This is a genomic window from Arthrobacter sp. EpRS71, from assembly GCF_001512285.1.
GTDB lineage: Bacteria > Actinomycetota > Actinomycetes > Actinomycetales > Micrococcaceae > Arthrobacter.
On the sequence record NZ_LNUV01000006.1, the window covers coordinates 1,538,967 to 1,550,987 of the forward strand.

Here is a 12,021-nt window from a genome sequence, read left to right on the forward strand (position 1 = left end):
CGCTGCAGCGGGGCGGCGCCAATCCCGCCGGTAGGGTTGCACCATGGGGACAGTTTTGGAGGCCGAAGGCCTGGTGGTGGGCTATGCCGGGGCTCCGGTATGCGGCGAAGTATCTGCGACGGTAGACGCGGGTGAGGTCTTGGGAATCGTCGGCGTCAACGGCGCGGGAAAGTCCACGGTAGCCCGGACCATCGCAGGACGGCAGGCCTCCCTGGCCGGAGACGTGAAGGTCCACGGCCTCCTCATCGATCCGGACGCCGTGCCGTTCCGTCGGCAGGTCTCCGCCGTTTTCGACGACGACCTCTTCTTCCCATCGCTCACAGTCCGGGAGCATCTGCTCTTGATCGCCCGGGGGCACTCCCTCAATGATCCAGAGGCGCGCGTGGAAGAAGAACTCGAATTCTTCGGCCTGATGGGCAGGTCCCATGCAATCCCGGATGCCCTGTCCTCCGGGCAGCGGCGCAGGCTGTTGCTCGCCGCGGGACTCATCCGCCCGTCGTCGCTCCTGATCCTCGATGAGCCGGAGCAGAGGCTGGACCCACAGATGCGCGTTGCCCTCGGTGGGCGCATTGCTGAACATGCCAAGGACGGTGGGGCGGTGGTGCTGGTGACCCACGATCCGCAACTGCTGCTCTCCACGGCCTCCACATGCTTGGTCATTGATGAGGAAGTCCGCGAATTCGATCCGGAGCAGGGGGCTTTGATCATTGCCGGGGCCTGACACGCTTGCCCTTGACCGTTCCCCACAGAACCGGGAGCTGGCCTCTGAGATTGTCCGGTTCACCCGCCGATCCGCCAGACGCTATCAGCGCAGCCGGGTCTCGTGGGGAACCCGCTTCGTGGACGTTTACAGTTGGGGACTCGGCATTGGCGTTTCCCTGACCATTGCGGCCTCGTTCGTGTTGGCCTTGCGGAATGAAATCGCCAACCGCGCCTCCACCACCGGCAGCATCATCGGCGAGCAATGGCTCGTCCTGCCGGAACCCGTGTTGTGGACCGCCGTGACCTTCGCTGCCCTCGTGGTCATCAACAACCTTGCACGGAAGCTAGGACCGATGTCCGTGAATGGAGCCGAGAGCAGTTGGTGGCTGACGCTTCCCGTTGACCGCCGGCCCATGGTCCTGCCGCCCTTCCTGCGCACAGTGGCGATCACTGGAGCCGGCGCAGCCGTTGTCTACCTGCCCTTCAGCATGGTGACCGCTGTTGACCGTGCTCCGCTCCATCACCTTCTTGCTTCGCTCACCTTCGGCTTCGCAGGTGCCATTGCCGTGATTCTGGCGGCCCTGCAGCAGCTTGCTTTCATTGGTCCGGGTTCCCTGGGTATGCGTTCAGTGGGTCTGCGTTCATTGGGTGTGCGCCTACTGGGTCCGCGGCTTGGCGCGACGATTGCGGCGGCCTTACTTCTGGCGTGCTCTGTCCTTCCGGCGCTGACATCCTCGGCTTGGCCCACAGCGCTGGTGGCCGTTGCCGCCGTCGTGCTCCTTGCACTGGTGGTGCCACGCGCCGGCCAAGTGCGCGGCGACGAACTGGTACGCAGCGGCGCCGTTGCCGGGCACGCCGGGGCTTCCCTATTCATGATGGACTCAAATGAGGTGCTTCGTGCGCTGGGCGGCACCCGCAAAAGGGTCGACGGCGGCCGGGCAGCCAGCTACTACGCCCGCCCAGCGCAGGGGCCACTGAGATCGCTGATCCGTGCTGATGTGGTGGCCTTCCTGAGGCTCAATCCCCCGGTGATACCGCCGATTCTGTGGCTCACCGCCTGCATCGCCATATTGTTCGTGGAAGGTGGCCTGCCCGAGTTCGCCCAGTTGGCGGTCATTGTGATCGCCGGGTGCGCCACGGCGTCCGGTCTCGGCGGCGTGGCCCGCAGGACGGCCTTGGTCCCCGAGCTGGACGCGATGCTTCCACTACATCAGGCGCTGGTGCGGACAAGCCGGACCCTGATGCCGTGCGTGGCGATGTCCGTGTGGATGGCCGTGCTCTGCAGTCTGTTGGCGTTGCTCGGGGCGGCAAACCCTGCCTTGATAGGCGTTGGTGCCCTGGCCGGGGTCGGCATGGGTGCCGGGACTCTCCGCGCAGCCACCAGGACCCCGCCGGACTGGACCGCGCCACCGGTTGAAACCCCGTTCGGTCCGGTCCCGCGGGCCCAACTTGGTTCCCTCATGCGCGGGCTGGACGTGACTATCCTGGCTATGGTTCCCCTGCTGGTGGCCCAGTACCTTGGCTACGTGCCGATGTCCGTTAACGCTGTGCAGGCGGCCTTCAGTGCAGGCATCTTCCTTCTGGTTGTCCTCACTCGCCCCAAACGCTCCTAACCGGCGTTTAGAGCAGCACCGTGCCCTCGATGCACGTGGCTGAGGCTCCGCCCACCCATATTTCGCCATCCTCCGCTTTGACATGAATACGCCCGCTCCTGCCCAGGACACTACCTTGGGCGGCTACGTACTCATCGGGTGCCCGACCGCTTCCGATCAGCCACTGGGCCGCACCGGCATTGAAACTTCCCGTCACGGGGTCCTCCACCATGGCGTCCCCTGGGATGAAGGTGCGGACTTCAAAGTCGACGCCGGAACCCGGCTCATGGGGGCCGATCACCCCTACCTTGAGGTCACCCATGGCCACGAGGTCCGGCTCGATGGCCAGCACCTGTTCCGCGGAGCCGAGCAGCACGCCAATCCACGTGGGGCCGTTGACCAGCCACGACGCGTCCAGCAGGGCATCCTCCGGAAGCTGCAGGGCAGCCGCGAGCTGGGATCGGATATCGTCCTCCACCGGACCGAAGCGGGTCAGCGGTGGTGCAGCGAAAGCCAAGCGACCGGCGTCGTGCTTGACCCTGACCAAACCCGCGCCGCATTCCTGGACCAGGACGCCTTCAGACTTGGGCATTCCCCCGGCCTGCAGCCAGGTATGGGCCGAACCAAGCGTGGGGTGGCCGGCGAAAGGGAACTCCTCGCTGCCCGTGAAGATCCGCACCTTGTAGTCCGCTTGGGGATGGGTGGGCGGTAGCAGGAACGTCGTCTCCGACAGGTTGGTCCAGTTGGCGAAGTGTTGCATAGCCTCCGCGCTGAGGCCTTCGGCATCAACCACGACGGCGAGTGGGTTGCCGAGATATGGCACCTCGGAGAAGACGTCCACTTGGTGGAACGGGCGTATGCGCAGGGCTTCTGAAGTCACCGCTGAAGGCTATCACCGGGCTCCGACACGTTTGTTGACCCGTAGGGCTGACGCGTCCGTCCCGCGTCTGCAAAACTACCCCTATGGCAGAGAACAAGACCCAACCCACGGACATCTCCGTGGAGGAATTCCTGACCAGGGTGGAGCACCCCGTGCGACGGGCGGACGGCTTCGAGTTGCTGGACATGATGCGCGACATCACCGGCCAGGAAGCCGTCATGTGGGGCCCGTCAATCGTTGGCTTCGGCAGCTATCACTACAAGTACGAGACCGGCCGTGAAGGTGACTCAGCCGCCGTCGGATTCTCACCGCGAAAGGCCAACCTGGCCCTGTACGGGCTGACGTACGGCCCGGATGCGGACCGGTTGCTTCCCGAACTCGGTAAACACAAGACCGGGGCCGCTTGCCTCTACGTCAACAAACTCGACGACGTGGACCGGGGTGTGCTCGCAGAGATGATCCGCACCGGGTACAAGCACGTCATGGAAGAGCTCAACACGCCGTAAGTCCCGCGCCGAGCTTGAGGGTGCGGGAAAGCAAAAGGCCCCCACCACCGGAATCCGGTAGCGGGGGCCTTCGTTGCAGTCAGAGACTACTTGCTTGCAACGACCTCGAGGTCGATGACAGCAGAAACATCCTCGTGCAGGCGAACGTTGGCCGTGTACGAACCGACAGACTTGATGTGGTTCGGCAGTTCAACGTTGCGCTTGTCGATGGCGCCGAGGCCAGCGGCCTCAACAGCAGCAGCGACGTCAGCAGGCTTGACGGTGCCGAAGAGACGACCGGACTCGCCGGCCTTCACCTCGAGCTTGACCTTCTTGGAGGACAGAGCCTGGGCCTGGGCCTGGGCAGCTTCAACAGAAGCGTGCGCACGAGCGGCGCGGGCAGCCTTGATGGACTCAACCTGCTTCTCGCCACCCTTGGACCAGGTCAGAGCGAAGCCGCGGGGCAGCAGGAAGTTACGTGCGTAACCGTCCTTGACCTCCACAACATCGCCAGCAGCACCGAGACCGGTTACTTCGTGGGTCAGAATGAGCTTTGCCATGTTAGTTAATCCCTTCCCTTAGCCGCGGCCAGCGCCGGAGTAAGGCAGCAGAGCAACTTCGCGGGCGTTCTTGATTGCCTGGGCGATCTTGCGCTGTTCCTGAACGGTAACGCCAGTGACGCGACGAGCGCGGATCTTTCCGCGGTCGGAGATGAACTTGCGCAGCAGTGCTACGTCCTTGTAGTCGATGACAGTGATGTCAGCGGCCTTCAAGGGGTTGGACTTTGGTTTGGGCTTACGGAGTTCAGCCTTAGCCATCGTGGAGCTCCTTTTCTATGGAGCCCGTGGATATTGATCCACGGGATGGTGGTGTTCGACGGCGGTTGTCACCATAGTGCCTTTCGGCAGTTCCGGTGAGTGTCCGGCGTCGGACGTTTATTTGGTGTTTAGAAGGGAGGTTCGGAATCCGGGCCGTTGCCCCAGCCGCCAGCATTGCTGACACCGGGCGTGGCCCAAGGGTCATCCTGCTGTTGTGCGGGCTGGTTGCCGCCCCAGGTTCCACCGGAGTTGCCGCCGCCCTGGTTTCCACCAGGAGCGCCACCTCCGAAGCCACCGGAATTACCGGCGTTACCGCCGCCGAAGCCACCCTGGCCACCGCCGGAGCGCTGGGTACGGTTGACCTTGGCGTTTGCGTACCGCAGGCTCGGGCCGATTTCATCGACCTCAAGCTCGATAACGGTGCGCTTCTCGCCTTCTTTTGTTTCGTAAGAACGGCTCTTCAAACGGCCGGAAACTATGACGCGCATGCCCTTGGTGAGGGACTCGGCCACGTTCTCGGCTGCTTCGCGCCATACCGATGCGCGGAGGAACAGGGTTTCCCCGTCCTTCCACTCATTGGACTGGCGGTCAAAGGTCCGGGGAGTAGAAGCGATGGTGAAGTTCGCTACTGCTGAGCCAGACGGGGTAAACCGCAGCTCGGGGTCATTGGTGAGATTACCGATGACCGTAATAGTGGTTTCGCCTGCCATCTACTGCCTCCTTGTTCGTTCCTTCGGGGTAAAGACGTGGAAGGGGCTGATTACTCAGCAACGACCTTCTGGTCTTCAGGGCGGATGATCTTGGTGCGCATGATCGTCTCGTTGAGAGACAGCTGGCGATCAAGTTCCTTGGCGGTAGCCGGTGCTGCGGTGAAGTTCACCACTGCGTAGATACCTTCGGACTTCTTCTTGATGTCGTACGCCAGACGGCGACGGCCCCAGATGTCAACCTTTTCGATGGTTCCACCATCGGTGGTGATGACATTGAGGAACTTCTGAAGCGACGACTCTACGGTACGCTCTTCGACCTCGGGGTCGATGATTACCATCAATTCGTAAGGACGCATATGTGAACCCACCTCCTTTGGGCTAAGCGGTTACGGTATTTCCGTAACAGGAGGTTCATTTGCGATGCTGCATTGGCGCTCCCCGGCCTAAAACACGGCAAGAGGGCGTAACACAGACTTCAATATCTTAGTGCATCTCCTGCACTCAAAGCTATTCGGCGAAATCTCCGGCTGGAACCCGCCACGTTACGTATGTGGATAACCGGGGCCCGCAGCACGCAATACTGGGGTCATGACCGTACTGAAGTCGATCGTGCTCTTCGTTTTCGCCGCCGTCGCAGAGATCGGCGGAGCCTGGCTGATCTGGCAGGCCGTCCGTGAAGGCAAAGCATGGTGGTGGGCAGGACTAGGCATCATTGCCCTGGGCATCTACGGATTCTTCGCAGCCTTCCAGCCCGAGGCCCACTTTGGCAGGGTCCTGGCAGCCTACGGCGGCGTGTTCATTGCCGGTTCGCTGGCTTGGGGAATGCTGGTTGACGGCTTCCGCCCAGACCGCTGGGATGTGATCGGTGCCGCGATCTGCATAGTGGGCGTGGGCGTCATCATGTTTGCGCCGAGGCCCTAAATATCCCTCTGGACTACCCGGCATTCCGAAGCATCACCATGCGGCAGTAAGGGCTTCAACTGAATTCCAGGTGTCCCGCTCACGCTCCAGGTTGTATGACTCGGATGAGGACTGCGCAACCTGGTTTCGATCGATGTACGCCCCGCTCGAAGCGTCGATAGCGCCCAGCGCAGCGGCTGCGAGGTACCGCCCGGCTGCGGACGGGGAGGTCGCCAGCGGTGTCGCTGTCAAGAAGGGCATGATCCGGCGCATGGCGAATCGGGAGAACATGTCGGCGTCGCGGGCGAGGTCAGTGCCGGGCACGAAGCCGGGGTTGTAGCCCATCACTGCGACGCCGGGCGGGAGGCGCCTCGCGTACTCGTGCACCAGGTAGATCACGGCGAGCTTGCTGGTGGAGTAGGCCGTTCGCCCGGCCATGGTTCTCTCAGGAGCCGGAAACACCCCGATACGGGCGAGCGCATCGGCCGGGAACCACCGCGGCCCCGGCACCATCCCGAGGTTGTGACGAAAGTCGCCAAAGTGCGTATCGCTGACTGTCATGACAATTCTTCCCGGGCTCCCCAAGCGGTCACCCAGGGCCCGCACGAGGATATGGTTAGCCAGCACATTGACGGCAAAGGTTGCCTCAATACCGTCGACGGTCTCAGTGAGGTTGTTGGTGTACTGGACTCCCGCGTTGCAGACCAATGCTTTCATTGGCGGCAGCACCCCCGCATCAAGGCGCCTCATGACCTCGGCGGCGGCATCGGCGGTACTGCGCATAGAAGCGAGGTCGGTGCAGATCACAGAGACCTTCCCGCTCATCGTGGTCAGATCATCGACGGGGCCGCGCGCCAGCACTACCAGGCGCGTGCCTGGTTCCTTGGCAATGATTCGCTCGGCGGCGATGCGCCCGATACCGCGACTGGCTCCGGTCATCACAATTGTCTGTTCCATAGCCATCAGTCCGCCAGTTGCGGGCCATTGCGCCCGGCGCCGGCGGTGATCGCCCGAATCAGCAGGTCCGCGTCGCTTTCCGGCAACAGGTCAAGCTCAGATGCTCCAGACGCTGGTGCATCACCGAAAGCATCGAATGCAATGCGGGCCAGGACGGCACCCATCACCAGCCGAGCAGCGGAGGAGGCGTCCGCGGCAACTTGTTCGCCGCGCGACCGCGCGCGCTCCAGAATACCGCCGAGGTGCTCCATCACCGGGTCAAAAAGGCTCTTGCGAACAATTCCCGCCAGTTCCAAGTCGTGGGTCGATTCGCCCACGAGCGCCACCAAAACCGCTCCCGTCTGGCCGGAGAGTACCCGCCGTTTGTGGGCGAACAGTTCCCGAAGGTCTCCCTCGGTGGTACCCGTATCGATGTGTGCAGTCTCGGCATCGGCAATCTTCTCGGCCGCAGCGAGCAGTAGATCACGCTTTGATGGCCAGCGCCGGTACAGCGTCGCCGTCGAGACACCCGCGCGGGCGGCGACGGCCGCGGTTGTTAGCCGGCCATATCCGTTCTCGGCCAACAATGCGAGCACCGCATTCAAGATCGCCGGGCTCAGTCCAGCATCCGTCGGGCGGCCAGGCCGCCTTCCCTCAAGCTTCCCTGCACCAGTCATGACACCGCTCTCGACTTTAGATACGAAACGACTTTATTTCATAATCTAGTCGAAAGTCGATCCACCGTCACATCGACTATCGTCGGCCACTTATCTACCGCTCGCCCCGGTCACGACTCAGGTTCTGCAGTATTTAACGAAAAGGGTCCCTGTTCAGGAGTTCAAACTCCCGAACAGAGACCCTGTTCTTTGTGCGCGGAGGGGGACTTGAACCCCCACCCCCTTTCGAGGACTAGCACCTCAAGCTAGCGCGTCTGCCATTCCGCCACCCGCGCAAGGTGATCAGGAGAAATAATGGTTCGTTTTTCTCCTTGACAGCGACAAAGACAATAACACGAACGGGACCAATCCGTAGATTCCAGGTGCATGAGAGCCCCACGGGTGACTCGCCGCTAGGGTTGGGGCCATGGATGCCACACCTATAAGTGCCTTGGTTCTGACCGTTGTGTTCTCAGCGATCGCCCTGTATTTCCTGTACTTCGTGATCCGCGCCGGCGTGCGCGACGGCATTCTGCAGGCTGACAAAAAGCGCAGCGGGGAAGATGCCACCGCCCCGTCACGCCGTGCAGACTTTTGAGCTCCTCCACTGGCTAGGGTGAGCACATGCACAACGTCAGGGTGAAGCGGAGCCGGCTGCGCTTTGTGGTCATGGTTCTGGCCGGCGCGTCAGCGTTCGCCGCTACCGGCTCCTTAGGCAACTGGGTGGACGCTCCGGCAGTCGGCTGGGCCGTGGCCGCCCTGGTCTACGTTGCGTGGGTGTGGGTGGTGATTGCGCGGCTTGATCCTGTGGAGACGCAGCACCATGCAACCTCGGAGGACCCTTCGCGGGGCGTCACAGACGTCCTCATACTCGTTGCCAACCTGGCCAGCCTTGCGGCTGTGGCCGCAGTAATCGTCGATTCGCATACGCAAGGAACCGGCGCACGTCTTTCCTCTGCAGCACTCGCACTGGCGTGCGTGGGATTGTCCTGGATGCTGGTCCAAACCCTCTTCACGCTGCGCTACGCCGAGCTGTACTACAGCCAGGATGGCCGTGCCGGGGGTGAAGTGGGCGGTATCAGCTTCAATCAGGACCGCCCTCCGCAGTACACGGACTTCGCCTATCTGGCCACGAGTTTGGGCATGACCTACCAGGTATCGGACACCAACCTCGGCAATCACACCATCCGGCTTGAGGCACTGAAACACAGCCTGCTGTCCTACTTGTTCGGAACGGTCATCCTGGCCGTCACCATCAACTTGGTCATCGGCCTGGCCCAGTAGCCGCACGCCGGTGCCCCTCTCCGGGACGGAACAGCCGCCGTCGAGTATTGACGGCGGCTGTCCCCTTCAAGAAATAACGACGCCGATCAGGAACCGGTCTTGGCGCGTTCGGCTTCCCCTCCAAGCTCCGGGGTTGAAGGTGTGGCGTTCTTTCGGCGGTAGCGGAGCACGCCGATTCCCACCACAATAGCGGCCAGCGCCAGCGACAGGAACAGTGATTCGCGGGTGGACTCGATGATGACCATGCCGATGATCAGTGCCACGATGGCGCCTATAGTGACCCACGTGAGGTAAGGGAAGAGCCACATTTTGAGCTCAAGATCCTTGGCGGCGGCCCCCATTCGCTTGCGGAGGATCAACTGCGAGGTGGCAATGACCAACCACACAAACAGCGCGATGGCACCTGAGGTGTTCACCAGGAACAGGAACACGGTGTCCGGGGCGATGTAGTTGGCTCCCACGGTGAGGAAGCCCACCACTGTGGATGCAAGTACTGCCGCAGCCGGAACGCCACGCTTGGAGATCTTCATCCAGGCGCGGGGCGCGTCGCCGCGCTGCGAGAGCGAGAAGAGCATGCGGCTGGCGGTGTAGAGGCCCGAGTTCAGGCAGGAAAGCACCGAGGTGAGGACAACGATGTCCATGATGGTGCCGGCTCCCGGGATTCCGTAGAGCTCGATGACGGCGACGTAGGGGCTCTTGGCCACGGAAGCATCGTTCCAAGGCAGCAGGGTCACTACGATGGCAATGGAGCCGATGTAGAAGATCAGGATGCGCCACACGGTGGACTTCACTGCCTTCTTGACGGCGTCCACGGGGTTCTCTGACTCGCCGGCGGCGATGGTGGCGATTTCGGCGCCGAAGAAGGAGAAGACCACCACGAGGATGCCCGCGAGAACTGCACCTGGACCGTTGGGCATGAAGCCGCCCTGATCCAGGAGGTTGACCACGCCGGGGGCGGAAACACCCGGCATGAAGCCGAGGATGGCCACGATGCCCGCGAGCAGGAAGATGACGATTGCCGCCACTTTGATGGAAGCGAACCAGAATTCGAACTCACCGTAGGACTTCACGGATCCCAGGTTGGTCAGCGTGAGGAGCACCATGAGGATGAGCGCCCATACCCACTGATCCACGCCGGGAACCCAGCGATGCATAATGGCGGCACCAGCCGTGGCTTCGATGCCCAGGACGATGATCCAGAACCAGGCGTAGAGCCAGCCGATGCTGAATCCGGCCCAACGGCCGAGCGCCTTGTCGGCATAGGTGGAGAAGGAACCTGTCTCAGGATTGGCCGCAGCCATCTCACCAAGCATGCGCATGACGAGGATGACCACGAGGCCGGCGGCAAGGTAGGCCACCAGGATGCCCGGGCCTGCTTGCTGGATGGCTGCCCCGGACCCGACGAACAGCCCTGCTCCGATGACGCCGGCAATGGCGATCATGGAGAGGTGACGTGGCTTCAGTGACTTGGAAAGCTGTTGGTCAGCGTGCATGGTTCTGCGCCGTCCTTCATTTTGGGGGTGGCCACAGTGGTGTGCCACGGGCCACATGACTACATCACGCTAACCTGCTGCACGGGCGTCGATCCTATGCAACCGAACAGTTTGACCACGCACAAACAGGGATAACGCACAAAATGTAACCAAAGAAGCAATCAATGTTTCCTATAGGAAACATTTGAAATACCCCTGAAATGACTGCTTGAGGCTTTACCTAGACCGTGGTCCGGAAGAACAACTCCGAAACGGTCGCCAAACTCTTCGGATCCTCCACTCCACACAGTTCCCTCGCGGAGTGCATGGACAGGAGCGGGATGCCCACGTCCACTGTCCTGATTCCCAGGCGGGTAGCCGTCAGAGGCCCGATGGTGGAACCACACGGAAGATCGTTGTTGGAAACGTACTCCTGATACGGGACACCGGACTCACCGCAGAGCCGGGCCCACAAAGCGGCTCCCGTGGCATCCGTTGCGTAGCGCTGGTTGGCGTTGATTTTGAGCAATGGACCGCCGTTCAACACCGGCCTGTTGGCGGGATCGTGCTTCTCCGCATAGTTCGGATGGACAGCGTGGCCCGCGTCCGCCGAGACACAGAACGACGCCGCTATGGCCTGCCGCCTTTGGCTCACCGAAGCACCCAGGCCGTCGGAGATCCGCACCAGGATGTCCTCGAGGATGGGTCCGCAGGCGCCGGAGCGCGAATTGGAACCGATCTCCTCATGGTCGAACGCCGCGAGGACAGCGATGGGGCCTGCCGCCGGAGCAGTGGATGCGTGCGCTATCAGAGCCAGCAGGCCCGCGTGGGTGGAGGAAAGATTGTCCAGTCGGCCGGAAGCGAAGAACTCACTCTTGGCCCCGAACACCGCAGGTGCCTGCGTGTCCGCCACAACGACGTCGTAACCGCCGATGTCCGCGGCATCAACACTGGCGCCTTCAACACGATCGGCAAGCAATCCCAAAAGGTCCTCGCCGGCAGGATCGCCCTGGCCGAAGATGGGGTTCATATGCTGCTGCTTGGACAGGTGGAGTCCGTTGTCATTGACGCCGCGGTCCAAGTGAATGGCAAGTTGTGGAAAGCGAAGAAGCGGACCGGTGGCGGTCAGGTGCTCGGTGCCGTCACGCAGGACCAATCGGCCGGCAAACTGCAATTCGCGGTCCAGCCAGGAGTTGAGCAACGGTCCGCCGTAGACCTCGACGCCCGCCTGCAGCCAGCCGAATTTACCGGTGGTGGGCTTCGGTTTCAGCTTGAAGGACGGTGAATCGGTGTGTGCGCCAAGAATGTTGAAACCAGTGGTGGGCCCGGCTTTTTCGGGCGTTACCCAAGCAATAAGTGCACCGTCACGAATCACATAGAACTTACCTGCTCCACCATCCCAAGGCTGGAGCTCATCCAATCCGGTGAAGCCGGCGGCGTCCAGGCGTCGCGCGGCCTCATGCACCGCGTGGAAGCTGGATGGTGACGCCGACACGTATGCACCGAGGTCCTTGATGTGGTCACTTGTGGCGGAGGCATTCGAAGGCATGCCCCCGAGTCTAGCCCCGCTCCGGTTGCCGGCACGC

At 62.2% G+C, this 12,021-nt stretch carries 15 protein-coding genes and 1 tRNA gene; 6 read left to right on the forward strand and 10 right to left on the reverse strand.

Annotated elements, in window-relative coordinates; all coding sequences use genetic code 11:
• Nucleotides 1-43: 43 nt before the first annotated feature.
• Both AR689_RS17400 and AR689_RS17405 read left to right on the forward strand, forming a co-directional pair.
• On the forward strand, nt 44-721 hold the full coding sequence (locus AR689_RS17400; protein WP_062072129.1) for an ABC transporter ATP-binding protein: 678 nt from the start codon (nt 44-46) through the stop codon (nt 719-721).
• A gap of 118 nt (nt 722-839) precedes the next feature.
• Nucleotides 840-2,315 carry a DUF6297 family protein gene (locus AR689_RS17405; RefSeq protein ID WP_231745578.1) on the forward strand — a complete coding sequence of 492 codons (1,476 nt, stop codon included), beginning with the start codon at nt 840-842 and terminating at the stop codon, nt 2,313-2,315.
• Between the two features lie 7 nt (nt 2,316-2,322).
• On the opposite strand, the gene AR689_RS17410 is transcribed toward AR689_RS17405, so the two are convergent.
• Nucleotides 2,323-3,174: a PhzF family phenazine biosynthesis protein gene (locus AR689_RS17410; RefSeq protein WP_062072133.1), complete on the reverse strand. Its 852-nt coding sequence runs from the start codon at nt 3,172-3,174 to the stop codon at nt 2,323-2,325.
• 83 nt (nt 3,175-3,257) lie between these two features.
• On the opposite strand from AR689_RS17410, the gene AR689_RS17415 reads away from it, so the two are divergent.
• Nucleotides 3,258-3,680: a DUF1801 domain-containing protein gene (locus tag AR689_RS17415; RefSeq protein WP_062072135.1), complete on the forward strand. Its 423-nt coding sequence runs from the start codon at nt 3,258-3,260 to the stop codon at nt 3,678-3,680.
• An 86-nt stretch (nt 3,681-3,766) separates the two neighbouring features.
• Here AR689_RS17415 and rplI read toward each other — a convergent pair whose 3' ends face one another.
• From rplI to rpsF, 4 genes are all read right to left on the reverse strand, one after another.
• Nucleotides 3,767-4,219, reverse strand: coding sequence for a 50S ribosomal protein L9 (rplI, locus tag AR689_RS17420; protein ID WP_024818808.1), 453 nt, complete (start codon nt 4,217-4,219; stop codon nt 3,767-3,769).
• A gap of 18 nt (nt 4,220-4,237) precedes the next feature.
• On the reverse strand, nt 4,238-4,477 hold the full coding sequence (gene rpsR / locus AR689_RS17425; RefSeq protein WP_003800144.1) for a 30S ribosomal protein S18: 240 nt from the start codon (nt 4,475-4,477) through the stop codon (nt 4,238-4,240).
• Nucleotides 4,478-4,605: 128 nt separating this feature from the next.
• Nucleotides 4,606-5,187, reverse strand: a complete 582-nt coding sequence (locus AR689_RS17430) for a single-stranded DNA-binding protein (RefSeq protein WP_011776754.1) — start codon at nt 5,185-5,187, stop codon at nt 4,606-4,608.
• A gap of 50 nt (nt 5,188-5,237) precedes the next feature.
• The gene (gene rpsF / locus AR689_RS17435; protein WP_011776755.1) at nt 5,238-5,543 is read right to left on the reverse strand and encodes a 30S ribosomal protein S6; all 306 of its coding nucleotides are present in this window, start codon (nt 5,541-5,543) and stop codon (nt 5,238-5,240) included.
• Between the two features lie 232 nt (nt 5,544-5,775).
• Between rpsF and AR689_RS17440 the strand changes: the two genes are divergently transcribed.
• Nucleotides 5,776-6,108, forward strand: coding sequence for a YnfA family protein (locus AR689_RS17440; protein ID WP_062072137.1), 333 nt, complete (start codon nt 5,776-5,778; stop codon nt 6,106-6,108).
• Between the two features lie 33 nt (nt 6,109-6,141).
• On the opposite strand, the gene AR689_RS17445 is transcribed toward AR689_RS17440, so the two are convergent.
• The 3 genes from AR689_RS17445 to AR689_RS17455 form a co-directional block, all read right to left on the reverse strand.
• Complete coding sequence (locus AR689_RS17445; protein ID WP_062072138.1) at nt 6,142-7,044, reverse strand: SDR family NAD(P)-dependent oxidoreductase; 903 nt, start codon at nt 7,042-7,044, stop codon at nt 6,142-6,144.
• Nucleotides 7,045-7,049: 5 nt separating this feature from the next.
• Nucleotides 7,050-7,700 (reverse strand): TetR/AcrR family transcriptional regulator, encoded by a 651-nt coding sequence (locus AR689_RS17450; protein ID WP_156424633.1) that lies wholly within the window; start codon nt 7,698-7,700, stop codon nt 7,050-7,052.
• Between the two features lie 192 nt (nt 7,701-7,892).
• Nucleotides 7,893-7,975 (reverse strand) — tRNA-Leu (locus AR689_RS17455).
• A gap of 131 nt (nt 7,976-8,106) precedes the next feature.
• Between AR689_RS17455 and AR689_RS23415 the strand changes: the two genes are divergently transcribed.
• On the forward strand, nt 8,107-8,277 hold the full coding sequence (locus AR689_RS23415; RefSeq protein ID WP_197412917.1) for a hypothetical protein: 171 nt from the start codon (nt 8,107-8,109) through the stop codon (nt 8,275-8,277).
• A 26-nt stretch (nt 8,278-8,303) separates the two neighbouring features.
• Entirely contained in the window at nt 8,304-8,963 is a 660-nt protein-coding gene (locus AR689_RS17460) for a DUF1345 domain-containing protein (RefSeq protein WP_062072141.1), read from the forward strand.
• An 86-nt stretch (nt 8,964-9,049) separates the two neighbouring features.
• Here the strand turns inward: AR689_RS17460 and AR689_RS17465 are convergent, their stop codons facing one another.
• Both AR689_RS17465 and AR689_RS17470 read right to left on the reverse strand, forming a co-directional pair.
• On the reverse strand, nt 9,050-10,456 hold the full coding sequence (locus AR689_RS17465) for an amino acid permease (protein WP_062072142.1): 1,407 nt from the start codon (nt 10,454-10,456) through the stop codon (nt 9,050-9,052).
• A gap of 220 nt (nt 10,457-10,676) precedes the next feature.
• Entirely contained in the window at nt 10,677-11,984 is a 1,308-nt protein-coding gene (locus AR689_RS17470; protein WP_062072144.1) for a M18 family aminopeptidase, read from the reverse strand.
• Between the last annotated feature and the right edge of the window lie 37 nt (nt 11,985-12,021).